Annotated in this window: 20 protein-coding genes; 12 read left to right on the top strand and 8 right to left on the bottom strand. The window is 62.9% G+C overall.

Annotation, left to right across the window (positions count from 1 at the left end):
- Positions 1-12 precede the first annotated feature (12 nt).
- Together GVL04_RS00875 and GVL04_RS00870 are read right to left on the bottom strand one after the other, a co-directional pair.
- Positions 13-1338, bottom strand: coding sequence for an MFS transporter (locus GVL04_RS00875; RefSeq protein WP_159698130.1), 1326 nt, complete (start codon positions 1336-1338; stop codon positions 13-15).
- Positions 1339-1380: 42 nt separating this feature from the next.
- Positions 1381-2490 carry a C45 family peptidase gene (locus GVL04_RS00870; protein WP_159698127.1) on the bottom strand — a complete coding sequence of 370 codons (1110 nt, stop codon included), beginning with the start codon at positions 2488-2490 and terminating at the stop codon, positions 1381-1383.
- 167 nt (positions 2491-2657) lie between these two features.
- Between GVL04_RS00870 and GVL04_RS00865 the strand changes: the two genes are divergently transcribed.
- From GVL04_RS00865 to GVL04_RS00815, 11 genes are all read left to right on the top strand, one after another.
- Complete coding sequence (locus GVL04_RS00865) at positions 2658-3695, top strand: LacI family DNA-binding transcriptional regulator (RefSeq protein ID WP_159698124.1); 1038 nt, start codon at positions 2658-2660, stop codon at positions 3693-3695.
- A 65-nt stretch (positions 3696-3760) separates the two neighbouring features.
- Positions 3761-4327 (top strand): hypothetical protein, encoded by a 567-nt coding sequence (locus GVL04_RS00860; protein WP_159698121.1) that lies wholly within the window; start codon positions 3761-3763, stop codon positions 4325-4327.
- A gap of 10 nt (positions 4328-4337) precedes the next feature.
- Positions 4338-5171 carry an exodeoxyribonuclease III gene (locus GVL04_RS00855; protein ID WP_159698118.1) on the top strand — a complete coding sequence of 278 codons (834 nt, stop codon included), beginning with the start codon at positions 4338-4340 and terminating at the stop codon, positions 5169-5171.
- Between the two features lie 20 nt (positions 5172-5191).
- On the top strand, positions 5192-6313 hold the full coding sequence (gene trpS / locus GVL04_RS00850) for a tryptophan--tRNA ligase (protein WP_159698115.1): 1122 nt from the start codon (positions 5192-5194) through the stop codon (positions 6311-6313).
- A gap of 4 nt (positions 6314-6317) precedes the next feature.
- A complete protein-coding gene (locus GVL04_RS00845) occupies positions 6318-6995 on the top strand; it encodes a 2'-5' RNA ligase family protein (RefSeq protein WP_159698112.1) in 678 nt (225 codons plus the stop codon).
- A complete protein-coding gene (locus GVL04_RS00840) occupies positions 6922-8007 on the top strand; it encodes a YihY/virulence factor BrkB family protein (RefSeq protein ID WP_159698109.1) in 1086 nt (361 codons plus the stop codon). Before GVL04_RS00845 ends, GVL04_RS00840 begins: the two co-directional genes overlap by 74 nt.
- A gap of 22 nt (positions 8008-8029) precedes the next feature.
- Complete coding sequence (locus tag GVL04_RS00835) at positions 8030-8182, top strand: glycine zipper domain-containing protein (RefSeq protein WP_159698106.1); 153 nt, start codon at positions 8030-8032, stop codon at positions 8180-8182.
- A gap of 259 nt (positions 8183-8441) precedes the next feature.
- Complete coding sequence (locus GVL04_RS00830) at positions 8442-10361, top strand: polysaccharide lyase family protein (RefSeq protein WP_159698103.1); 1920 nt, start codon at positions 8442-8444, stop codon at positions 10359-10361.
- 153 nt (positions 10362-10514) lie between these two features.
- On the top strand, positions 10515-11495 hold the full coding sequence (locus GVL04_RS00825; protein ID WP_200846705.1) for a sugar ABC transporter permease: 981 nt from the start codon (positions 10515-10517) through the stop codon (positions 11493-11495).
- Positions 11492-12466, top strand: a complete 975-nt coding sequence (locus GVL04_RS00820) for a carbohydrate ABC transporter permease (RefSeq protein ID WP_159698100.1) — start codon at positions 11492-11494, stop codon at positions 12464-12466. Before GVL04_RS00825 ends, GVL04_RS00820 begins: the two co-directional genes overlap by 4 nt.
- Before the next feature lie 13 nt (positions 12467-12479).
- Entirely contained in the window at positions 12480-14123 is a 1644-nt protein-coding gene (locus GVL04_RS00815) for an extracellular solute-binding protein (RefSeq protein WP_159698097.1), read from the top strand.
- An 84-nt stretch (positions 14124-14207) separates the two neighbouring features.
- Here GVL04_RS00815 and GVL04_RS00810 read toward each other — a convergent pair whose 3' ends face one another.
- The 3 genes from GVL04_RS00810 to GVL04_RS00800 all read right to left on the bottom strand — a co-directional run bounded on the left by GVL04_RS00810 (position 14208) and on the right by GVL04_RS00800 (position 18902).
- Positions 14208-15575 (bottom strand): Gfo/Idh/MocA family protein, encoded by a 1368-nt coding sequence (locus tag GVL04_RS00810; protein WP_159698094.1) that lies wholly within the window; start codon positions 15573-15575, stop codon positions 14208-14210.
- Positions 15572-17812 (bottom strand): hypothetical protein, encoded by a 2241-nt coding sequence (locus GVL04_RS00805; protein WP_159698091.1) that lies wholly within the window; start codon positions 17810-17812, stop codon positions 15572-15574. The genes GVL04_RS00810 and GVL04_RS00805 overlap by 4 nt, the downstream gene beginning before the upstream one ends.
- A 169-nt stretch (positions 17813-17981) precedes the next feature.
- Positions 17982-18902, bottom strand: a complete 921-nt coding sequence (locus GVL04_RS00800) for a glycoside hydrolase family 43 protein (protein ID WP_159699038.1) — start codon at positions 18900-18902, stop codon at positions 17982-17984.
- 117 nt (positions 18903-19019) lie between these two features.
- Here GVL04_RS00800 and GVL04_RS00795 point away from each other — a divergent pair, with 117 nt between their 5' ends.
- Positions 19020-20321 (top strand): ABC transporter substrate-binding protein, encoded by a 1302-nt coding sequence (locus GVL04_RS00795; RefSeq protein WP_159698088.1) that lies wholly within the window; start codon positions 19020-19022, stop codon positions 20319-20321.
- Between the two features lie 3 nt (positions 20322-20324).
- Here the strand turns inward: GVL04_RS00795 and GVL04_RS00790 are convergent, their stop codons facing one another.
- The 3 genes from GVL04_RS00790 to sdhA form a co-directional block, all read right to left on the bottom strand.
- Positions 20325-21101 (bottom strand): carboxylesterase, encoded by a 777-nt coding sequence (locus GVL04_RS00790; protein ID WP_159698085.1) that lies wholly within the window; start codon positions 21099-21101, stop codon positions 20325-20327.
- Between the two features lie 115 nt (positions 21102-21216).
- Complete coding sequence (locus GVL04_RS00785) at positions 21217-21999, bottom strand: succinate dehydrogenase iron-sulfur subunit (protein ID WP_024820061.1); 783 nt, start codon at positions 21997-21999, stop codon at positions 21217-21219.
- Positions 21999-23798, bottom strand: a complete 1800-nt coding sequence (sdhA, locus tag GVL04_RS00780; protein WP_159698082.1) for a succinate dehydrogenase flavoprotein subunit — start codon at positions 23796-23798, stop codon at positions 21999-22001. The genes GVL04_RS00785 and sdhA overlap by 1 nt, the downstream gene beginning before the upstream one ends.
- Between the last annotated feature and the right edge of the window lie 68 nt (positions 23799-23866).

Here is a 23866-nt window from a genome sequence, read left to right as displayed (position 1 = left end):
CCCGTACCGGTTCTAGGCCGTCTCGATCTCGGCCATGGTCAGCTTGGCGTTGTCACGCAGGCCCCAGGAGCAGAGTCCCATCACTGCCAGCGCGGAAACCGTGTAAATCACGACGCCGATCGGGTCACCGTGGGTGGCGATCAGCAACGCCGTGGCCACGGTGGCTGCCGTACCGCCACCCAGGGCAGAGCCGATCTGGTAACTGGCAGAGATGGCGGAGTAGCGGGATGCCGCCGGGAACTGCTCGCCCAGGAAGGCGGGCAGGGGCCCCTGCGGCACCGTGTTCAGCGCGCCGCCCAGGGTGAACATCAGCAGGGCCAGCCACCCGGTGTGCGTCTCGATAGCCGGGAAGAACGCCACGAAGTAGATGATGAGCATCACCGCGCCACCCACCATCACCGGTTTGCGGCCGATTTTGTCGGAAAGGATCGCTGCGAGGGGAGCGGAGACGACGCTGGCCACCGCACCCCACAACTGGAACTGCAGCGATTCGCTGCCGGAGTATCCATGCTGGAGTACATAGGACATGAGGAACACGGTGGCGATGTAGGTGAAGGTGTTGTAGCCATAGCTCACGCCGATAGAGAGAAGGATCCGGCGGGGGTGCGACTTCATGACCGCGAGCAACGGAATGCGCGGTGTCTCGGCCGTAGTGGGCCGCTCGTCCTGCGGGAGCGTCAAACGTGCCACCAGGCCGGCTACGACCAACAAGCCGCCGATCCAGAACGGGACACGCCAGGCGAAACCGGCCACGTCGCCACCGGCAACTGCGTCCGTCAGTGAGAACACGCCGGATCCCAACAGCACGCCCAGCCCGATGCCCATGCTGGTGAAGCTGCCCCAGAAACCGCGTCGGCCTGCCGGTGCCGCTTCGATACCCACCAGGGCAGCGCCGCCCCATTCACCGCCGGCCGAGAACCCCTGAACCAGGCGAAGGACAATGAGCAGCAGGGGAGCTGCTGCGCCGATGGAGCCGGCGCTGGGGAGGCAGCCGATCAGGAAGGTGCTGCTGCCCATCAGCAGGAGTGTCAGGATCAGGATTCTGCGCCGGCCGAGGCGGTCACCGAAGTGGCCCAGCACGATTCCGCCCAACGGACGGGCCAGGAATCCCGCACCGAAGGAAGCGAACGCCACCAATGTCCCGGTCAGCGGGTCCAGATCGGGAAAGAAGACTTGAGGGAACACCAGCGCTGCGGCCAAACCGTAGATGGTGAAGTCGTAGAACTCCAGGGCGGTTCCGAAGCAGGACACGAAGAAAGTGCGCAGGGCGGACGCGGAGCCCTCGGTCGGAGGCTTCTGCGGCTCCAGCGCGACGTCGGGCTGCAGGGATTGTGGCATGGAAGTGCCTTTCATTGGGGTGTTTTGTTGGGAGTGATGAGGTCAGAAAGTTTGGAAGCCATCGCGTGCGGCGTCTGCAGGGTTGGCGGCCGCATAGTCCAGGGAGCAATCGCCGGCATTGACGCTGATGGTCAGCAGCGTCTGCCATTGTTCGTGCCGTGGCGCGGACGCATCCGGGTGGAAACAAACCACCGACGATGCTCCCTTGGACGAGCAGAACTGCAGGGCCCGGTCCACCACACCCAGCCCAGCCAGCTCAGTCCGCACCTGCCCGAGGTGGGCCAGCCGCTGAGGGGACAACGCGCCGTCGTCGATTGCATCCTCCAGTGCCAGATGCGGATCGAGGAAGTGGTTCGTGTGGAGCAGCCAACCGTCGCTGCCGGCATCCACGACGGCGGTGCCCGCGGGGGAGACCTCGATGCTGGCAGCCCGGCGTGGGGTGCTGCTGCCGGCGGCGGCCTGGGTGCCCGCGCTCGCCGCCGTGAACACCGTGTACACGGTTGAGGCACTCACCCTCGCTGACGAGGCGATCGCGATCGCCTCGTCGATGCTGGAGGCCTCATCGAGGATGCGGCGGGCTATCGCGTGGACCGGCACGCCCGCGGAATCGTCGTCGCTGGCGTGGGCAAGGATATTGAAGTGCAAGCCAAGGCCCTCGCTGTTCACGCCGATCTTGCCCAGCGTCCCGAACTCCGTAAACGTCTTGGTCGTCCGGCCGGGGGCAGGAGCGAGCTCAAGCAGCAAACCTTCCGGCGCGAGGTCGTCGTGCCAGTCCCAGGTCTGCAGGGTCTGCGGTAAGCCGTGAGCGGCAGGTGCGTAAACCGCCGTCGAGCACTCATGGGAGCTGGGCTTCTTTGGCGCGGCGGCCAAAATCTCGGTGCGCGCGTTGACCACACCGAATTGCCAGGTTTCGAGTCCGGCGCCGTCGGCCCAGCCTTCGGCTTCCTCGGCCAGCGCCGGGCACCAGGAACGGAGGGCTTCGTGGCTCTGCTCCGCGATGGCGCGCACTTTCTGGGGGGCGACGCCGAGCGTGGCAAAGAAGTCGTAGTAGAGCTTTGCTGTGTTGCGTGTTTGCGCATCCCAGATGCGGCCGATGTCCAGGCCGCGCTCGCGGGGATTGTGCGCGGTGGATGTGTGGCGGTGAAGCTGCATGGGTCTCCTTGAGGGGGCCAGCCCGGTATGCGATGGGCGGCGCCGGAATGATGTGGATCACTTGTGACGCTCAAAGTACGGAACAAAAACGTTTTTGTGTAGCTGGCTCCGAAGATTTATTGTTAATTTCGCGCGTCGATCCCACGGCGACGACAGAGGGGGAGCCAATGGCCCGCGAACTTCAGCACGGAGCCACCATCTGGGATGTCGCCCGCAAAGCCGGGGTTTCCATCACCACGGTGTCGCACTCGCTCAACGGCAAGGGCAACATCAGCGACGCCACCCGGGAACGGGTACGCTCCGTCGCAGCGGAGATGGGTTACGTTGCGGACGCCATGGCGCGCGGCCTCCGCAACTCTCGGATGAATGCCATCGGCCTGGTGTTCCGGTCCTTGGACAGCCTCGGGAACTACGGGCCCAACGGCGTGGACGTCTTTATGAAGCTGGCCGGAGCGGCGGCTGCGGAAACACTCAATAGAAACCTCGGCTTGATGCTGGTGCCGGACCTGACCCGGGCTCCGCTGCCCCCGTTCTCCCTCTCACTGGATGGCTACATCGTCTTCGCCCCGCACCTGGATGACCCCGTGATTGCCCTGCTGGAGAAGCGTGGCATCCCCTACGTCTCCTGGGACCGGGACCCTGGCCGCCCCGGCTTCCGGAACTGGGTGGCGCATGACGACGCAGCGTCCACACTGATCGTCCTGGACCATCTGGCAGCCGCGGGAGCTGTATCCATTGCCTACGTGGGCGGCACGGACAGGAATGCCTGGAACTTCGATTGCGAGGCCGCCTATGTTGCGTGGTGCCTGGAGGCCGGCGCCGAACCGCGGATCCATCACGTTCCTGAGCGTGACGGCGTGGAGGGCGGGCAGGAGGTAGGCGCCAGAATCCTGGCTGACGGCCTGCCGGGGGCCGTGTTCTGCCTGACGGGCAGGCACGCAACAGGCGTCGCCCAGGCCATGCAGGAGCGCGGGTTCAGCATCCCCGGGGACGTGTTGGTGTGCACGGGCTCGGACTCCGAGCATTCCCGGCAGCACCAACCGCCGATATCGGCGCTCGACGTCGACATCCCGGCCGCCGCTGCTGCGCTGGTGCAGCAACTCGTTGATGTCATGGACGGAGCAAAGGAGCCCGCGCCCGTCCTGCTCCCCGCCCGTTTCCTGGAACGCGAATCCACCCGGCCGCAGACAACCCCTTCGCGCTGATGCAGTTTGTTCGCCGTCCGTGGAAGCGGGCATGGGCACCTTTGTGCGTTTGAGAGAATAGGTTCATGCAATCTCTCGGTGACCCGCACCCGTCCACGTCCCCCGCCGGCAAAGGCATGTTCAAGGGCTTCCGCATCGGCGGCCTGGGGATGACCGTCGTCATCATCGCCTTCCTGGTAGCTGTCATTTTCGCCGCCAACCAGAACGACGTTGTGGGCTGGGTCGTCGCAGTAGTGGCTTTCGGTTGGTTGGCCCTGGCCACCTTCGTCGTGCTGAGCATTCGCAAGGCCGCGCAGCGGGCCGGTGCAAAGCTGACCGAAGCGCAGAACGCGTTCAACGCCGCAGCCGGCCGCGCGCCGTCGTCGTCCGCGGCAGACAGCGGCGGCACGCGCGTAGTAGCCGAGCGCAGCAAGGCAGACGAGGTCCGGGACCTCAAACTGGACCATTCATTCAAGATCGTCCAGGTGCAGGTCCGCGTGGTGGATGAGGAACGTGCCAAGGGCGGCTCCGCGGACCAGGACACCATCAACCGCGCATTGGAAACCATTGCCATCACGGCCACCAATGCGCGTGACATGATCAAGTCCTCCGGCGGCTCGGACGAGCCCGTAGCCGGCACCATCATCGACTAGAGTGGACCGGGTGAGTACGGCATTGAAGAAGGACTTCCTTCGCATCGCATCAGTTAACGTCAACGGCCTCAGGGCTGCCTACAAGAACGGCATGGCGGAGTGGCTGGAGCCTCGCGAGGTAGACATTCTCTGCCTGCAGGAAGTCCGCGCACCTGATGACATCGTCAGGAAGCTGATCGGCGAGGGCTGGCACATCCTCCACTCCGAAGCTGAGGCCAAGGGCCGCGCCGGGGTTGCCATTGCTTCCCGTGAGGAACCGACTGCCACCCGCGTTGGCATCGGTGACGATTACTTCGACAAGTCCGGACGCTGGGTTGAGGCGGATTTTTCCGTCACGAACACTGCCGGTGAACCCGCCACCCTCACCGTCGTCAGTGCCTACGTGCACTCCGGCGAAGTGGGGACACCCAAGCAGGACGACAAGTTCCGCTTCCTCGACGCCATGACCGTGCGCCTGCCTGAGCTCACCAAGCACAGCGACCACGCCTTGGTGGTGGGCGACCTCAACGTCGGACACACTGAACTCGACATCAAGAACTGGAAGGGCAACGTTAAGCGTGCCGGCTTCCTCCCGGAGGAGCGCGCGTACTTTGACCGCTTCCTCGGCGAAGAAATCGGATGGAGGGATGTCCACAGGGGCCTGGCAGGAAATGTCGCCGGCCCCTACACCTGGTGGTCCCAGCGCGGTAAGGCCTTTGACACTGACACAGGCTGGCGCATCGACTACCACCTGGCCACGCCGGATCTCGCAGCAGCCGCTTTTTCGGCTGTAGTGGACCGGGCGCCTTCGTGGGACACCCGTTTCTCCGACCACGCACCGCTGGTAGTCGACTACCGGCTCTAAGCTCCCTAAGGTTTTCCTCCATGACTAGTTCCACCACGACTGAAACCGGCGCACCAGCTGATGCTGCGGCCCAACCCAAGCCTGTGACGTCCACCAAACTGGCCGTTGGTGCCAAGCACCGGGTCTTGTCCGGCATGCAGCCCTCCGCCGACTCCCTCCACTTGGGCAACTACCTCGGCGCCCTGGTCAACTGGGTTCGGATGCAGGACGAGTATGACGCCGTCTACTTCATCCCGGATTTGCACGCCATCACCGTTCCGCAGGATCCGGCGGAGCTTGCGCGACGCACCCGGGTCACAGCTGCCCAGTACATCGCCGGCGGTGTGGACGTGGACAAGTGCACCCTGTTCGTCCAGTCCCAGGTACCAGAGCACGCCCAGCTTGCGTGGGTCCTGAACTGCATTACCGGCATGGGCGAAGCCGCCCGCATGACGCAGTTCAAGGACAAGGCACAGAAGCAGGGCTCGGACCACGCCAGCGTTGGCCTGTTCACGTACCCGATCCTGCAGGCCGCCGACATTCTTCTCTACCAGCCGCATGGCGTGCCGGTGGGCGAAGACCAGCGCCAGCACGTGGAGCTCAGCCGGGACCTGGCCAACCGCTTCAACAGCCGGTTCGGGGAGACCTTCCAGGTTCCCGAGGCCTTCATCCAGAAGGAATCCGCGAAGATCTACGATCTCCAGAACCCCACCGCCAAGATGTCCAAGTCCGCGGAATCACCGGCCGGCCTGATCAACCTCCTCGATGATCCCAAGACTGTGGCCAAGCGCATCAAGTCCGCCGTGACTGACACTGAAACCGAGATCCGCTACGACCGCGAGAACAAGCCAGGTGTTTCCAATCTGCTGACCATCTACTCGGCCATCAGCGGCACTCCGGTGGATAAGATCGTGGCCGACTACCAGGGCAAGATGTACGGCCACCTCAAGGTTGACCTCGCCGAACTCGTCTCCGGACACCTGGCACCCATCCGCGAGCGAGCCAACGAACTCCTGGCCGATCCCGCAGAACTGGACCGGCTCCTGGCCCTCGGCGCGGACAAGGCACGCGAAATTGCATCAGCCACCCTGGCCGATGTCTATTCCAAGGTTGGTTTCCTTCCCTACCGCGGCGATGCACACCGCGACTTGGGAGCCCGCTAACTCCATGTGCTCCGCTGGCCAGCTCAACGTCAAGACCGATGCCCGCAAGGGTGTCGGTCCGGACGACTCTCGCCAGCCCGCTGTCACCGGCACCGATTGCGGTGCCGGTGACACCATGTGCGTGGGCGTCATCCTCGGTTTCCCGCCGGAGATCGCCCGTGAACTGCAGGAATGGCGGGCCTCTTTCGGTGATCCGATGGCCGAGGTCATTCCTGCCCACATCACGCTGATCACCACCACGCCCACCCAGGACTGGGCAGCTACCCGGGAACATGTGCGGGAGGTGGCGCGGACACAGGAACCGTTCGACATCACCATTTCGGGCACCGGTTCCTTCCGGCCCGTCTCACCCGTGGTGTTCGTCAACGTGGAAGAAGGCTTTGAAGAGTGCGTGCAGTTGCACGAGAAACTTCAAAGCGGTCCGCTCGAGCGCTTGCTGCCTTTCCCGTACCACCCGCACGTCACGGTGGCGCACGATGTAGCCCAGGAAAACCTCGACGAAGCCGAAACGGTCCTCAGAGATTACCGGGCGACCTTCCCTGTGGTTAGCATGGGACTTTACGAGCACGACACCAATGGAATTTGGCAGCTACGGGAAGAGCTCGACTTTGGCGGCGATACTGACGAAGAACAGCAAGCGGATTCACGCCACAGAGGCGGACGCTCCTCCGCTGCCAACTGAGCTGGCCAAGCTCAAGTTACAACTTCTGCGCAAGAGGCAGGACTGGGGCCAGGCCAAGCGCGCCGGCGAGGGGCTGCCGAAGAAGGCAGGAGCATTCTTCGCCCTGTTCATGGCCAGGCTGAACACCAACCGCGCCATGCGATCGTTCCAGCACTATTCACGGCAGCACGGGCCACTGTTGAGTGCAGGTATCGGCTTCAACATGTTCTTCTCCGTCACAGGTCTGCTGACTACGGGCTTCGCCATTGCCGGCATTGTCCTGGGCGGCAATCCGGTCTTGGAAGATGCCGTGATCGGAAGCGTGGCCTCCGCTGCGCCCGGACTTCTCCAAGTAAACGGCGGCGAGGGGCTGGTAGATCCGCAGTCACTGCTTAATCCGTCCGGGCTCGGTTGGACCGCATTGATCGCAGCTGCCATTACCATCTTCACGTCCCTTGGTTGGATAGCCAGCGTCAGGGAAGGCCTGCGGGGAGTGATGAACGCTGATCCGCTCCAACGCAACGGCCTCCTCCAGAAACTCATCGACGCCGGCACCTTGCTGCTCCTGGGCGTCATCCTGGTCATCAGCGCCGGGGCCTCGCTGATTTTTGGCACCGCCGCCGACTGGCTCATCGGCCTGCTGAAGCTGGACGAGGCGGTGGCCGCCCCCATCGCCGCCACCGTCAAGATCGTGGTTCCACTCCTGCTGAACTGCGCGACGGCGGCAGTCCTGTTCCGCATTGCCGGTGGCCTCAAACTGGGGAGACGTGCACTGCTTGAAGGCGTCGTGCTTGCCGGCGTCGGGACCACCGTGCTTCAGTTCTTCAGCACCGAACTCCTGGCAAGGTCCGGAAACAACCCCGTCCTGGCATCCTTCGCCATCATCATTGGTCTGCTGATCTGGTTCAACCTGGTGAGCCAGGTCTATCTCGTCTCGGCGTCATGGTCAGCTGTTCGCGAGGCAGACACGGAGTCGGGGGAGCTCCCACGCAAGAGAGTCCTTGGCTCGCGCCGCGCAGCGCCCCGTACCTGACAGTTTCAGTCCTGGAGGCCCCATGAACAACCAACTGTGGATCGGCTGCCTCCTGGGGGCTGCGGTGGGCCTCATCGTTGGCCAACTGGTTTTCAATTCCCCGTTCCTGGGCATCCTTATCGGAGTGGGGCTCGGGGCGCTTGTGGGGGCAGCGGTGGGTCCCCGCAGGGGCTGATCTGCTGGCGCTGTCCATGCTGGCCGTAGGGGCAGAAGCCATCATATTCATCGGATGTAAGTGATGTCAGTCCGCTATTTATCCCCCTTTCCGTCTCACATTATGAGATACCTCATTAAACATCGGATGTACCGTTTCCCGCGTCATTTCGGGGAAAACGGTTTCTTAGATGCGTCTGAATCGTGTCAAAGGTCTTGACGGTCTTGTCATGCGGTGGATGAATGTTGTTGACCCCACCACCTTCGCAAAAGGATCGACGATGATCTCCCGTAGGGAATTCCACACTTTTGGTGCAGCAGGAACGGCCTTGGCCTTGGTTGCTGTTTCCACGTCCCAGACTCCGGCCGCAGCGTCCACGGACCCGTTGCCCACCGGTCCGGCGCCAACATATACGGAGAACGCCGCGCAAATCGCGGTGGACAACGGACGTGTGCAAGCCATTTTCGACAAGGCCGGCAATGCCCGCCTGGTATCCCTGAAGCTGGACGGCCGGGAACTGCTGGGCAAGACCGGCCGTGGCAGGTTCGACCAAGTGACCAGCGTGCTGGGGACCCCGGGCGGCGACTACACCCCCGGCACCAGCTTCATGGTGCGTCGGGAGCAGGACTTTGTGGTGGTCTCGGCCGTGCTCAATGCCTCTGAGTCGGGTCCGTACACGCGGCAGTGGAACTTCATTTTCCGCGCCGACGAGCCGGGATTCCACCTTGCGCCGCGGTTCTCCCACAGCGCGAAGCATGCCGGCGTCCACGTTGAGCAGCACAGGTTCGTCGCCTGGATGGATCCGGACATCTTCACGCACGCCAGTGTCGAAGAGGATTCGTTCGGCGCCCCGTGGCGTGCTGCCGCCGCGCAGATGCCAACGCCGCAGGAGCTGCAGGCCGGGCCGGTGGTCATGGATGCTACGCATGATCTCTCCGGGACGGGGAGTGCCTACGCCCGCCGCTATTACACCAAGTATGACTGGGCTGTTTCCATGAAGGACCACACAGTCCATGGCCTCTACGGCAACGGATATGGGATCTGGTCGGTCGCGCCCAATCGTGAGTCCTTCAACGGTGGCCCGTTTCGCCAGGACCTTACCCTGCACCAGACCACTGAGGCGCCGGTGCTCCTGGTAGAGCCCCATGCGACGCATTTCGGAGCGATGCCCGTGGACACCTACGGCGACTGGGCCAAGACCTATGGTCCTTACTTCGTGCTGTTCACCCAAGGTACGGACGTTGTTCGAATGCGGGAAGAGGCGTTGTCCTATGCCGCATTCGGGAAGCATGCTGCGTTCTATGATCGTGTGGCGCTGGAAGGGTGGGTGCCAAGTGCGGCCCGTGTCACCGTGTCCGGGAAGGTGAAAGTGCCCGGCGAAAAGACCATGGCAGGGGCGCTGGTCATCCTCTCCGATAACGGGGTGCCGGCCCAGGACACTACCGAAGGCTTCCAGTACTGGGGTGAGGTGGACCGGAATGGTGCATTCGGACTCCGCAATGTTCGTCCAGGAACTTACCGGCTCACGGTCACCAAGCCCGGGGTCTGGGGTGAATACCATGCGGATGATGTTGTTGTGGGCCGTAGAGCGCTGAAGCTGAAGAACGTGGAGTGGAAGCCTGCTGTCAACGGGAAGACCCTTTGGCAGCTGGGCACGCCGGACAGGACGTCGGCCGAATACCGTCGTGGCGAGGAATCCCGGCGGTATGACGCGTTCATGCTCTTTCCGAAAGATTTTCCCAACGGGGTGAATTACGTGGTGGGTAAAAGCGACCCTGAGGGCTGGGGTTATATTCAGCACCAGGTCCTGGACGGTCAGCCCCAGGCTCCATGGTCCATTTCCTTCGAGCTCGACACCTTCGACCCGCAGAAGGCTGCGCGGCGAGGACAGAAGGCAACGTTGACCGTCGCGTTGGCGGCGTGGGCCATGGGATCTGCCATACCCGTCCCGAATGTCACCAGCAATCTCACCATCCGCGTCAATGGGCAGCCCTTCGTATGGGAGTTCCAGCCCTCGGATGCCAAGGGGGCCACGTATCGGAGCTCCCACGCCGGGCGCAACTATTACCGGGAGTTCCGGTTCGATGCGGCGCTGTTGAAGCGGGGCGCCAACACCATCACGTTCACCATCAACGAGGGTGCGGATCCAGCGGCCGTGAACCAGGCGGCCTACGACGCCATACGGCTCGAACTGGACTAACAGGTTCCGGAGCGGACACCGACCGGGCTCCTTACCGGTTGCATCGGAGTTGCTGGGAACTTCCCGATGCGCGTGTCCGCTCCGGTCACAACACCTCTGAAACGTATCAATCCCTGCTCGCTTCCCAGCCGCCGAGCCTGTGAAAGGTGTTGCATGTCCATCGAAACCCGTCGGAAACCTCCGTCTCCCCTAGGGGAAACCACGACGCCGGTGAAGCGTCGGAAACAGTCCTGGTGGCAGCGCATGTGGCGGGACAGGATGCTTCTGGCGTTCGCCTTGCCCGGCATGGTCCTGTTGTTGCTGTTCCACTACGTCGCCCTGCTGGGCAACGTCATAGCCTTCAAGGACTACCAGCCCTTCCTGGGCATCTGGGAGTCGGTGTGGACCGGGCTGGAAAACTTCGACGTCCTGTTCAATGGTGACCCGGACTTCCTGAATGCCCTCCGCAATACGCTGGTGCTTACCTTTATCCAGACCGTCTTCGTCTTCCCGGTGCCCATCGTCCTCGCACTGCTCCTCAACAGCCTGCTGTCCGAGCGCATCAAGAAGCTCGTCCAGTCCATCCTTTACCTTCCCCACTTCCTCTCGTGGGTGATCGTGGTGGCCATCTTCCAACAGATGTTTGGCGGTTCAGGGATGGTGAACAACTTCCTCCGATCCAACGGCTGGGCGGCATTGGACATCCTCGGTAACCCTGACACCTTCTTCGCACTGCTCACGTCCCAGGTGATCTGGAAGGACACCGGCTGGGGAACCATCCTGTTCCTTGCCGCGCTTTCCCAGATTGATTCCTCGCTGTATGAAGCCACGGCAGTGGACGGGGCCGGCCGCTGGCGCCAACTCTGGCACATCACCCTCCCCGGACTGCGGGGCATCATCATCCTGCTCCTCATCCTGAAGCTCGGCGACTCACTCAGCGTTGGCTTCGAACAGATCATCCTGCAGCAGGCCGCGGTAGGAGTCCAAGCCTCGGAAGTGCTGGATACCTACGTCTACAACAACGGCATCGTCGGCGGGAGTTGGGGTGTATCCACCGCCGTCGGACTGGTCAAGGGGCTCATCGGCGTGGTCCTTGTCCTGGCCGCCAACAAGATCGCCCACGCCTTCGGAGAAAACGGAGTGTACAAAGCATGACGACCACCCAGTACTCCACGAGTCAGGCATCATCAGGAGCGTCCGGCCGGAAGACAAAGGCGCCCCCGCCGCCACGCCGGAGGCGCAGGACTGTTAACGGCGTTGAGCCTCCCGGACTGATAATGCGCGCCATCAAAGGCGTGGTCCTGACGGCAGCGTGTGCCGCCGTCGTACTTCCCTTCCTCGGTATCCTGTCCACGAGTATCTCCAGCCCCGAACATGTGACCCGCAACGGCGGGTTCGTCATCCTGCCGGACACGCTGAACTTTGGTGCGTACCAGTCGATCCTGTCCGGCGGCGTGGTGACGCAGGCCCTGGCTGTCTCCGGTTTCGTCACCATCGCCGGGACGCTGTTGTCCCTGTTCGTGACCAGTTTGCTGGGTTATGCGCTGGCCCGGCCGGGTGCTTTTGGAATGAAGGCGATGTTGCTGCTGGTGCTTTTCAGCCTGTTGTTCTCGCCTGGCATGATTCCCTCCTATTTGGTGGTCAAGGAGGTAGGCCTTATCGACTCCCTTTGGGCCCTGATTGTGCCGTCATTGGTGAGCGGCTTCAACGTGATCGTGATCCGCGCGTTCTTCAGCCAGATCCCATCGGAACTGCTGGAATCGGCAAGGATCGACGGCGCAGGGGAGTGGCAGATCTTCAGCCGGATCTGCCTGCCCTTGTCCAAGGCCGTGCTGGCTGTCATCGGCCTGTTCTACGCAGTGAGCTACTGGAACGCGTTCTTCAATGCCCTGCTGTACCTCAATGACAGCGCCAAGTGGCCGCTCCAGCTGGTGCTGCGTACCTACGTGGTGAACAACGCGCAACTGGATCAAGGCGACCTGAGCGGGGTCATGGAGAGCATGCCGCCGCAGCCCTCCATCCAGATGGCCATCCTGGTGCTCTCACTCGTCCCGATCCTCATTGTTTATCCCTTCCTTCAAAAGCACTTCGCCAAGGGCGTCCTGACCGGCGCCGTCAAAGGTTAGAAAGGTCTTGGTAATGCACGAATTCGCTACAGAGAAAGAGTTCAGCCGCAGGAACTTTGGTCGCGGCTCCCTGGGAGTGCTTGCACTTGCAGCATTGGGAGGCCCCCTGCTGTCAGCCTGCTCGCCGGGCGCGTCAGGGGGAGGCGCGGCCGCCCAGGCCAAGGGCACGCTGCCGGACTTCATCCGCTATGAAGGGGTAACTCCGGACCTCAAAGGTACCGATCTTGGCATCCCGGATGTCTTCTACCGGTACCCGGCGCAGCCTGTGAAGGCCCTGGGGCAGGCGCCCGGCGACGGGAAGGCCATAACGTCCATGGTGCAGACGTCCTCGCCCATTCCGCCCGGCGTGGACAAGAACGCTTATTGGCAGGAACTGAACCGCAGGCTGGGCTCCGACCTCCAAATATCCATGACACCGGCCACCGACTACCCCAGCAAGTTCGCCACCGTGGTGGCCGGCGACTCGCTGCCGGATATCTTCCAGGTGGCCCGCGGCGCCAACTCCGTACCCCAGCTGCTCCAAGCAAAAGCCGCAAACCTCACCAAGCACCTCTCCGGCGGCGCCATCAAGGACTACCCGTTCCTGGCCAACATTCCGTCGGAGTCCTGGTCTGCGGCCATGTTCGGTGGCGAAATCTTCGCCATCCCCATTCCCCGGGGCGTGCTGCAGAGCACCATCCAATACCGGCGGGAGGACCTTCTCGCAGCGAAGGGCATCACAGCCCAACCTACGTCCTTCCAGGAGTACCTCTCACTGTGCAAGGAACTGAGCAACCCAAAGGGCAACACGTGGGCGCTAACCCAAGTCCCTATCAACTTCATCGCGCAGACGCTCAATGTCCCCAACGGCTGGCGCGAGGAAGGCGGGAAGCTGACCAGCAAGGATGAGACGCCGGAAATGAAGGAGGCGCTGGAGGCAGGACGGAAGATGTTTGCTGACGGGGTGGTGAATCCGGATGCCTTCGCCGCCAATGCCGGCCAGTTCAAGCAGTGGTTCCTGGCGGGAACTGCCTACTTCACAGGCGACTCGTACAGCGCCTGGCCGGCCTACTACCAGCAAGCCGCAGGGCAGGAAGGATTCAAGATCTCAGCCCTGGACGTTCCAGGATTCGACGGCGGCAAGGGCTCGCTCTGGATTGGCTCACCAACCCACAGCGTGGTGGCCTTCAATAAGGGCGCAGGGGACAGACTGGAGACCTTCCTGCACGTGGCCAACTGGCTGGCCGCACCGTTCGGCACGGAGGAGTATCTGTTCCGTAAGTACGGAGTGGAGGGCGTGCACTACGCCTTGTCCGGCACCGACCCCGTGCCGTTGGACTCCGGGGTAGGCCAGACACAACTCGGCCAGCAGTACCTGGCGGACGCACCCACAGTGCTGTATCTCCCCGGTGAGGAGGATGTGGTGAAAGCCCAGTACGAGCAGATGAACCGCGTCCTGCCTGATGGCACAGCAAGCCCGGTGGAAGGTCTCTATTCCGAGACCGAAGTCAGGAAGGGCGGCCAGCTCGAGAAGAAGCTCCGTTCAGTCCGCGACGACATCCTTCAGGGCCGCCAGGCGGTCACAGCCTGGGACGATGCCGTCAAGGATTGGCGCTCTGGCGGTGGGGACAAGATCCGCGCCGAACTCGAAGAGGCACTCGCGGCCAGCAAGGCGTGACACGCATCCCGTCAATACGTCGGAGGCCCGCTGTTTCGTCGCTCCCCCAGCGACGAAACAGCGGGCCTGCAACGTCAGAGCCAGCTAGTCGATCGGGAAGCCAAGCTGACTTATGCGGGTCACTTCGCCTGAGGCTATTGACGTGTTCGCTGCGATTCCGACGGCGATACTCCGTAGTCCGTCCAGGTAGCCGGCGCGTCGGGCAAGGTTTTCCTCGCCGGGGATGGCACCAGCCGAGCCCGGAGTAACGGCACCACGGAAGACGTCGTCGAGCAGTTTCAGGTCGCCGCCCCCGTGTCCGCCCACGCCCACGGGAATGGGAATCTCGACCGGCCGCTCAAAGTGCTTCTGGAGGAGTAATGTGCTGGATCGTGGGCGCAGGGAATCGCGGGCAGCGGTGTCCGCCGAGGCGGCCGTGGCCGCCTCATCCTGCGCACTGGGATCCACCGTCTGGTCTGCGTCCCGGGCGCGGTGGGGTTTCTCCACCACATCCAATTCCAACCGACCACGTGTGCCGTTGATGGCCACCCGGTAACCCTCCCATGGTGCATGCGCGTGCAAGGTGTACGCCAGGCTGGCTCCGCTGCGGTAGCCCACCAGGACGCTCATGTTGTCCTCGATGGTGACGCCCGGGGCAAAGACGTCCTGGTCGCGGCGATACCCGTCCACGTGTTCAGCGTCCTTGAACAGTTGCTGCATTCTGGAGTCTTTGCCGAGGTCAAGGCCGAACCGCCCGTCCGACGCCCCGGGAGATGACGAGCCGGCATTGCCCTCCCCATAGAAGTTCAGCCCTCCCAACGCGAACACGGTCTCCGGAATACCGGACGTCCACCAATTCACCAGGTCGAAGTGATGTGTTGCTTTGTGAACCAGCAAGCCGCCCGACTTCTCCTTTTCCCGGTGCCAACGCCGGAAGTAGTCTGCGCCGTGCCCTGTGTCCAGGAGCCATTCGAAGTGGATCGAGGTGACACTGCCGATTTCGCCGGCGTCGATCAGTTGCCGGACCAGAGTGTTCCGCGGTGAATACCTGTAGTTGAACGTGACGGTGACATTGGCCGAGGACGCAGCGGCGGCGTCAGCGATTGCGGCGGCCTTCTGTGCGTCCACTGTCAGGGGTTTTTCCACCACGACGTCCATCCCGAGCTTCAGCGCCGCGATCACGTACTCGTGGTGCGTGAAATCCGGAGTCGTGATGACTACCGCATCGGCGCCCGTTTCCTCGCGCATTTGCTCCAGTTGGGCAGGGGAGTACGACGGCGGCAGTGGGGCTCCCGGCCGCAATTCGCCGAGGAGTCGGTCGTAGTAGGCCATCCGCACGGGATTGGAGTCCACCCACGCTACCGGAGTGCCGACGTCGGAATGGCTGCCCAACAGGGCCCGGACGTACATCTCGGAGCGGCTGCCCGTTCCGATCATCGCGTAGCGGCGAGGAGATTGTCTGGTGGTGCTCATGGCGCCTGCACCAGCCCTTCCCACGCAACGGTCCAGTCGGCCGGGAATCCCGGGGCATGCCGCTCCGGCCCGTTGTCCCAGCCCGCCGCCATCAATGCGACGGCGGCCAACAGCCCTCCGTTTCCCGGCAGGTAGAGCGGCAGGGAATCCGTCTGACGGTTGTGTCCATTGGTGAGAACCGTGTTCTTGCCGGCGCTTTGAAGGAGAGTGTCCACGGCTGCCTCGGGGTCCTCCAGCCGGGCAGCGGTCATTGCCATCACTGGATAGTCCCAGCCCCAGGTGCTGCCCCAGTCCCAGTCCGCCAGGACGTCGGACAGGGTGGCGCGCATGATGTCCGGATCAATGAGGTCGGTCTGCGGGAGGACGCCGAGGGCACACAACATGGACGGGTGGTCCGTGCGGATGGTGAAGGGCTCCACATCGATCGCAGCGTAGACGCCGTCGATCACGCGAGGTGGCACCATGCCATCGGCTACGTCAGACCATTCCGGCACGGGTTCCAGGCCCAGCCGCTCACGCCAGTCAGCCGCCGTCCGCAAGCCCCACTGCCAGTAGGCCAACTCAAACGTCGGATTGGTGACCTTGGCCCGGATGGAGCCGTAGCTTTCCTGCGCCGGGATCAGGGGTGGGCCCAGCTCGAAGCCGCGCGATGTTGGATGCGCAAAGCTCGCCATGAAAGCGGCCGATTCGAACACGATCTCCGCGAACTCTTCCAGCACTTCCCGGCTGGGGTTGGCCCGATATACCAGCTCGGCCAGGTGGATGGGGTGTGGCTGCTGCCAGATCAGGAACGTTCCGATCGGGCTGGGGCTCTCCCTTCCGTCGGGCCCTACCTGCTTGGGCCAGCGGACGCCCTCGAAGCCCTGGGCCTTGGCGGTCTGGCGGGAGGTCTCCAGCACCGTGGAGTACCACCGCAAGGATGGCAGGAGCAGCTCCACGCGGTTCCAGTGCGCGAAGTGCGCGGCGTGCCACCAGTGCATTTCAAGATGAAAGCGGCCACGCCACGAATTGCAGACAAGCCCGGTCTCCTGTGGAGGCAACGAGCCTGAGCAATTGATCGCCGTCAGGTACTGGGACAGCACGATCCTGCGCTCCAACTCCTTTGCGCGGGGATCGGCGGTCGCATCGAGCTCGATTGCCCCACCCGAAGCCCAAAACGCCGGCCAATAGGCCTCGGCTGCTGCTACTACGCTGGTGGAAGGTGAAAGCACGACGCCGGTGCTGGCGTTCGCGGCAGGCTTCGGCTTGGGTGCCTCGGCAATAAGCCTGTTGTCACCCCTCGGGATGCAGTCACCATCGCCCGCGGAGAGGAAGGCAACGGTGAAGTCCAACACTCCGGCGCTAACCGGGCGGCCTGATCCAGCTGGCTCTATCCGGAGGTGGTGCTGCCCGGTTTGTTTGACCGTCAGGTCCTGCCCGGTGACCAGCACCTGGTAGCGGGAGTCATCCATCTCGCGATGGGCTTGCCAGACCTGGGTGCCCGGGTATTCATCGGCGCTGGACGGCTCCGCAAGGTTCGTGGCGTGGGCTTCCGGGCTGTTCCAGTCCGCGGCGTCATGCCAGGCTTCGGAACCGTACGGGAAGCCGATGCCCACAACCAAGCCAGCACCGAGCGCCTCTGATTCAACTCGGAAGGCGAGTTCATCGCGGTCGGGGTGGCACGCCGTCGTAACTGTCACGGGGTGGCCCGCCAGCGTGAAGCGGCTGGTGACGATCCCCGTCCACAGGTCGAGAATTTGTTCGGTGTCAGCGATGTCTGCTGCTGTGAGGGGGCGTTCAGCGCCGTCCTCCAGCCAGCGGAAACCGATGCGCCCAAGGTCCAGCCGATGGGCGTTCGCCCTCAGCCAGGTTTCCGCCAACGACGTATCCGTCTCGCGATCGTTGACGATGTCGCCCACCATGTCCACGTAGGGCACGGGGCCGCGGGGTGAATCGTAAAGGACAGTGGAACCGGCCAGGTCATAAGGCTGCTCAGATGGGACCGAGTGCCAACCCCACTGGGCTTGCGTACCCAGCAGCGTTCCCGGTGGCAGCTCGTCGCGGGCGCCAACGGGATAGGCGTCGGGCAACGACTGCAGCCCCGTGAGATCCATGGTGAAGGCGAATTCTCCGTTGCCCACGGACACTGGGCTCCTGGGGTCAAGGTGTTCCTGCCGGACGTTGTGGCGCCGCACGAGGACCTTGCGGTCGATGGCTGCGGGGGATTGCGGACTATGTATGGTGCTTTGGCTGTGCACTGTGCACGCCCTCCTGATGCTGTCTGCTTTGACTGCTGCTGGGGACAATCCGGTCAAATAGGTCTCGTAAACGGCCGTCCACACGGAATGCGGCGTGATTTGCCTACGTGAGAAACCGTTTTCCGAAACGATTCAATCCTTGTCCTTGGAGTAAGGAGCTGTCAACCCCTCAGGCGCCGGTGTTGGCGGGATCGTATTCCCTCAGGGCCAGAACTACGGTGTCCTCACCTTCGATGAGCGGGAAGAACGCAGCCCGCTCGTGCGGACTCTTGTTGGGCTGGTGAAGTGTCAGGAAAAGGCTGCCATCCAGTGCACGGCCGATCATGCCGTGGCCACCATCAGTACTCCAGAGGGGCTCCGGTTCCTGGGTCCATGGGCCCAAGACTGTTCCGGATTCGCTTCGCGCGATCCCCATTGCGTAGCCGTGGTCGCCAAAACTCGACCACAACATGATGAGCTTTCCGCTGGAAAGCCGGAAGAGGAAGGGCCCGTCAGTGACGTGGACGGGAAACTCACTGTCCTGGACGGACGGAACATCCAGGGCGCGGGACCATGGTGCCTCCGAAGCGCTGAAGAGGAAGACGGGCACGCCCTCAGCTGTCCGCAAGTCCGGGCTGAGCCGCTGGGCCATCATGGCTCCGTCGTGTACTTGCTTCCATTCGTGGCAGAACACCATCCAGGGCGTCCCGGCATCGTCCACGTGGAGCGTCCCGTCCAGACACTCCCAGTCACCGGGTGTGACAGGACCATCGCTCCACGGCTCGTAGGGGCCCTCAGGCGCAGCTGCTGAAAGTACCTGCGTTCCACGGAAACGCCCGGGCGCAGTAAACGTCGCGAACATGAAGTAGCGCCCTTGGTACTGGTGCACCTCAGGAGCCCAGTACTGTTCGTGGCTCCAGAATTCGGGGGATGGGCGGAAGGCGGGCAGCGGACCTTCCCAAGTGGCAAGGTCGCTGCTTCGGTAGCAGTCGAACCCTGTGGCAGGCCCGGACCAGATGTTCTTGTCAGTGCTGCCGAAGAGCAGATAGCAGCCGGATGACTGCTGGGTAAGCACGAATGGGTCCCGGATCTGGATCTGGTCCAAGCGCATGGTCAAGGCGGACTCCTCAGTGGATTTAAATAGTTCATATTCAAAACTATTGACGAATATACACGGCCTTGATACGTTTCAGGAACCGTTTTCTTGAGCCTGAAAGAAGCTTACCCAATGACGCGTAAATCCCTCCGACGTATCCGGAAGTCCATAGCTTTCGTAGCAGCCGTCAGCATGCTCGGGCTCACTGCAGCCTGTTCCAGCCCCTCCACCAACCAGCCTGAAGACGGCCCGGTTGAAATCCGGTTCTCGTGGTGGGGCAACGCCAACCGTGCCGAGTTGACCAACAAAGCGATCAAGGAGTTCGAGGCAGCCAACCCCAACATCAAGGTCAAACCGGAATACGGCGACATCACGGGGTACTTCGACAAACTGGCCACCCAGGTGGCAGCAAACGACGCTCCCGATGTCATCACGATGGGCGGCGCCTACCCGGCCGAATACGCCAACCGCGGCGCACTGCTGGATCTGTCCAAAGTGAGCGGTTCCCTGGACCTTTCCAAAATTGACCAGGGAGCCTTGGAAAACGGGCAGGTCCAGGGCAAGCAGTTCGGAGTGTCCACAGGCGCCAACGCCTTGGCAATCGTAGTGAACCCTGCCGTCTTCCAGGCCGCCGGTGTTGCACTGCCGGATGACAGCAAGTGGTCCTGGGACGAGTTCGCAAAGATCGCGGAGGACGTCACGGCCAAGAGCCCCAAGGGCACCTATGGCACGGCGACCGTCCTCACTCATGACTCCCTGGATGCCTTCGCCCGCCAACGTGGCAAGTCGCTCTACACGCAAGACGGCCAGCTGGGACTGGACAAGGAAACCGTCCAGGACTACTTCGACTTCTCGCTGAAGCTCAGTGAGTCCGGCGCAGCGCCCAGTGCTTCGGAGACCGTTGAGAAGCTCAACGTCAGTACGGAGCAGACGCTGATGGGCATGGGGCAGGCCGGCATGATGCTCACGTGGAGCAACTCGCTCTCTGCGCTCAGCAAGGCTTCAGGGGCCGAATTGAAGCTCCTGAAGCTGCCCGGTGAGACACCTACGCCCGGTATCTGGCTCCAGTCCTCGCAGTTCTACACCATCTCCGCACGCAGCAAGCACACAGATGCCGCCGCCAAGCTGGTGAACTTCCTGGTGAACAATGAGGCTGCGGCCAAGATCATCCAGAGCGACCGTGGTGTGCCCAGCAACTCCGGCATGCGCACGGCCATCCAGGACCTGTTGACGCCCCAGGGCAAGGTTGAGGCCGCCTACATTGACCAGATCGGCAAGATGGACTTTGCCCCCACGTTTATCGGTCCTACCGGTTCGACGGCTGTCTCCGAGATCACGGCCCGCATCAACACCGAGGTCCTCTTCAAGCGACTGACCCCGGAGAAGGCGGCCGAGCAGTGGCTCAGCGAAAGCAAAGCGGCAATCGGCAAGTAGCAGCTAACCGGCGTCGCGGATCTCCAGATAGGGATCCGCCCACGCGCTGATAATCCGGGCAACCCGTGCTGCCTGGCCCTTCCCGGTGAGGAGATGCTCGCTGCCCTCCAGCGATATAAAACTCCGGGGGTGCCGGGCGGTACGGAAGATCTCACTGGCGTTATCGATCCCCACGGTGTTGTCGGTGGGGGAGTGCATCACCATGAGCGGCTTGTGGAGGGTGCGGATGCAGTCGCGCAGATCGGCGCGTTCCACATCCTCCACAAAGTGGCGGCGGACCTCCATGGGACGTCCACCGAGGTCCACCACAGCGCTGCCATCGCGCAGGATGTCCTCAATTTCGGCGTCGAACATGTGCTCAACGTGTTTGGGCTCGTAGGGTGCGCCAACAGTCACCACGGCGTTGAGCCCCGGGACATCGCGGGCAGCGGCAAGCACAGCAGCACCGCCGAAGGAGTGGCCCACCAGCAGGGAGATTCCCCGGCCCTGTTCCCGCATGAATTCCGCGGCCAGGATGGTGTCGGCCACCTTCACGCTGAACGATCCCGCCGACCATTCACCTGCTGAGCCGCCCAAGCCCAGATTGTCGAAGCGCAGCATTCCAATGCCCTGCTCGGCCAGCCCCTTGCAGATACGGGAAGCGGCAGGACTGTCCTTGCCGAGCGTCAGGCCGTGGGAGTAGAGGCCCCAGCCCCGTACCGGGCCCTCAGGAACGTCCACGACGCCCGCCAACGTATCGCCGGTGCTTCCGGTGAAGCTGATCTTTTCGGAGCGTGACACGTTGGTCTCCTTGCGTTGCATTGACCGGTTGAAGAAAGTGATTAACGACGACGGCGCCCCTCACCATCAGTGGTGAGTGGCGCCGTCGTCGTGTTTGTTCTTTGAAGAACGGTGGCTAGATCTTGCGGGCCAGAATGGCCTGCTTGACCTCGGCAATTGCCTGGGTCACCTGGATGCCACGAGGGCATGCTTCCGAGCAGTTGAAGGTGGTGCGGCAACGCCACACGCCCTCTTTGTCGTTGAGGATCTCAAGGCGCATGTCGCCGGCGTCATCACGGGAATCGAAGATGAAGCGGTGTGCGTTGACGATTGCTGCCGGTCCAAAGTACTGGCCGTCGGTCCAGAAGACCGGGCAGGACGAGGTGCAGGCTGCGCAAAGGATGCACTTGGTGGTGTCGTCAAAGCGCTCACGGTCCTCAACGGACTGCAGGCGTTCCTTGGTGGGCTCGTGGCCCTTGTTGATCAGGAACGGCATGACTTCGCGGAAGGACTGGAAGAAGGGTTCCATGTCCACGATCAGGTCCTTCTCCACGGGGAGGCCCTTGATCGGCTCGACGGTGATGGGCTTGGTGGTGTCCAGGTCCTTCAGCAGCGTCTTGCAAGCGAGGCGGTTGCGGCCGTTGATGCGCATTGCATCGGAGCCACACACGCCGTGGGCGCAGGAGCGACGGAAGGAAACGGTGCCGTCGATTTCCCACTTGACCTTGTGCAGGGCATCCAACACGCGGTCCGTGCCGTACATGGTCAGCTTGTAGTCGTCCCAGCGTGCTTCGTCCGAGATTTCGGGATCGTAGCGGCGCACGCGGAGCGTGATGTGGAACGTGGGGATTTCACCGTCGCCGGCAACGCTTGCCGGGAGCTCGATCTTGGAAGCGGGCTCTGCCATTTCGGTCGTCATTAGTACTTACGCTCCATCGGCTCGTAACGGGTGAAGATGACGGGCTTCGTCTCAAGACGGATGCCCGCGACGGATTCCGCCGAGGAGTCGACGGTGACGGAATTGTCCAGGTAAGCCATGGAGTGCTTCATGAACTTTTCGTCATTGCGGTCCGGGAAGTCCTCACGGTAGTGCCCACCGCGGGACTCTTCACGGTGCAGGGCACCGACGGTCATGACCTTGGCCATGTCCAGCAGGAAGCCCAGTTCCACTGCTTCCAGGAGGTCCAGGTTGAAGCGCTTGCCCTTGTCCTGGACAGTGACGTTCTTGTAGCGCTCCTCGAAGGACGCGATGTCGCTGAGGACCTGCTCCAGCGATTCCTTGGTACGGAACACCTGCATGTTGGCATCCATGGTGTCCTGCAGTTCCTTGCGGATCTGTGCAACACGTTCGGTGCCGTTGCCGTTGAGCAGGCCGCCCAGGATGCCACGGGTCATTGCCTCGGGATCCTCGGGCAACTCGACGTAGTCGGCCGTCTTGGAGTACTCAGCGGCGGCAATGCCGGCGCGCTTGCCGAACACGTTGATGTCCAGGAGCGAGTTGGTGCCGAGTCGGTTGGAGCCGTGTACGGATACACAGGCAACTTCACCGGCTGCGTAGAGGCCCGGCACGATCGTGTCGTTGTCCTGCAGCACCTCGGTGGTGATGTTCGTGGGGATGCCGCCCATGGCATAGTGCGCCGTCGGGAAAACGGGGACCGGGTCGGTGAACGGTTCCACACCCAGGTAGGTGCGGGCGAATTCGGTGATGTCCGGGAGCTTGGCTTCGATGTGCGCCGGCTCAAGGTGGGTCAGGTCCAGGAGGACGTAGTCCTTGTTCGGACCACAACCGCGGCCTTCACGCACTTCGTTCGCCATGGCGCGGGCCACGATGTCACGGGGTGCAAGGTCCTTGATGGTGGGGGCGTAGCGCTCCATGAAGCGCTCACCTTCCGAGTTACGCAGGATGGCACCTTCACCACGTGCACCCTCGGTGAGGAGGATGCCCAGGCCGGCCAGGCCGGTCGGGTGGAACTGGAAGAACTCCATGTCTTCCAGGGGGATGCCGCGGCGGAACGCGATGCCCATGCCGTCGCCCGTGAGGGTGTGGGCGTTGGACGTGGTCTTGAAGACCTTGCCGGCGCCGCCGGAGGCGAACACGACGGACTTGGCCTGGAAGACGTGAAGTTCACCGGAAGCGAGGTCGTAGGAGACCACGCCGGCAACACGCTTCTGCTTGTACGGAGTACCGTCTTCGCGCACTGCGTCTTCTTCGACGATCAGCAGGTCCAGGACGTAGTACTCGTTGTAGAACTCAACGTTGTGCTTGACGCAGTTTTGGTACAGCGTCTGCAGGATCATGTGGCCGGTACGGTCGGCCGCATAGCAAGCACGGCGGACGGGGGCCTTGCCGTGGTCGCGGGTGTGGCCGCCGAAGCGGCGCTGGTCAATCCGGCCCTCGGGCGTGCGGTTGAACGGCAGGCCCATCTTTTCCAGGTCCAGCACGGCGTCGATGGCTTCCTTCGCCATGACCTCGGCTGCGTCCTGGTCAACCAGGTAGTCGCCACCCTTGATGGTGTCAAAGGTGTGCCATTCCCAGTTGTCTTCTTCGACATTGGCCAGTGCTGCACACATTCCACCCTGGGCCGCACCGGTGTGCGAGCGGGTGGGGTAGAGCTTGGTCAGTACCGCTGTGCGTGCGCGCTGACCGGACTCGATCGCGGCGCGCATGCCGGCGCCACCTGCACCGACAATGACGACGTCGTACTTATGGACCTGCATACCAGATGCTCTCTCTTTCAAAATTCAGATGGTCGGCGGAGGCTGCTCCGCTACGTCAGGCGTGCCGT

The organism is Arthrobacter sp. 18067, assembly GCF_902706295.1.
Classification (GTDB): domain Bacteria; phylum Actinomycetota; class Actinomycetes; order Actinomycetales; family Micrococcaceae; genus Arthrobacter.
Note: the sequence above shows the minus strand (reverse complement) of the source record. Positions and strands in the feature narration are given on the sequence as shown.

Coding starts and splice junctions, on each gene's coding strand:
- GVL04_RS00860 (WP_159698121.1), top strand. CDS start 3,761: ATGCAATCTCTCGGTGACCCGCACCCGTCCACGTCCCCCGCCGGCAAA.
- GVL04_RS00830 (WP_159698103.1), top strand. CDS start 8,442: ATGATCTCCCGTAGGGAATTCCACACTTTTGGTGCAGCAGGAACGGCC.
- GVL04_RS00825 (WP_200846705.1), top strand. CDS start 10,515: ATGTCCATCGAAACCCGTCGGAAACCTCCGTCTCCCCTAGGGGAAACC.
- GVL04_RS00870 (WP_159698127.1), bottom strand. CDS start 2,490: ATGCAGCTTCACCGCCACACATCCACCGCGCACAATCCCCGCGAGCGC.
- GVL04_RS00785 (WP_024820061.1), bottom strand. CDS start 21,999: ATGACGACCGAAATGGCAGAGCCCGCTTCCAAGATCGAGCTCCCGGCA.
- GVL04_RS00820 (WP_159698100.1), top strand. CDS start 11,492: ATGACGACCACCCAGTACTCCACGAGTCAGGCATCATCAGGAGCGTCC.
- GVL04_RS00875 (WP_159698130.1), bottom strand. CDS start 1,338: ATGCCACAATCCCTGCAGCCCGACGTCGCGCTGGAGCCGCAGAAGCCT.
- trpS (WP_159698115.1), top strand. CDS start 5,192: ATGACTAGTTCCACCACGACTGAAACCGGCGCACCAGCTGATGCTGCG.
- GVL04_RS00835 (WP_159698106.1), top strand. CDS start 8,030: ATGAACAACCAACTGTGGATCGGCTGCCTCCTGGGGGCTGCGGTGGGC.
- GVL04_RS00845 (WP_159698112.1), top strand. CDS start 6,318: ATGTGCTCCGCTGGCCAGCTCAACGTCAAGACCGATGCCCGCAAGGGT.
- GVL04_RS00800 (WP_159699038.1), bottom strand. CDS start 18,902: ATGCGCTTGGACCAGATCCAGATCCGGGACCCATTCGTGCTTACCCAG.
- GVL04_RS00815 (WP_159698097.1), top strand. CDS start 12,480: ATGCACGAATTCGCTACAGAGAAAGAGTTCAGCCGCAGGAACTTTGGT.
- GVL04_RS00865 (WP_159698124.1), top strand. CDS start 2,658: ATGGCCCGCGAACTTCAGCACGGAGCCACCATCTGGGATGTCGCCCGC.
- GVL04_RS00810 (WP_159698094.1), bottom strand. CDS start 15,575: ATGAGCACCACCAGACAATCTCCTCGCCGCTACGCGATGATCGGAACG.
- sdhA (WP_159698082.1), bottom strand. CDS start 23,798: ATGCAGGTCCATAAGTACGACGTCGTCATTGTCGGTGCAGGTGGCGCC.
- GVL04_RS00795 (WP_159698088.1), top strand. CDS start 19,020: ATGACGCGTAAATCCCTCCGACGTATCCGGAAGTCCATAGCTTTCGTA.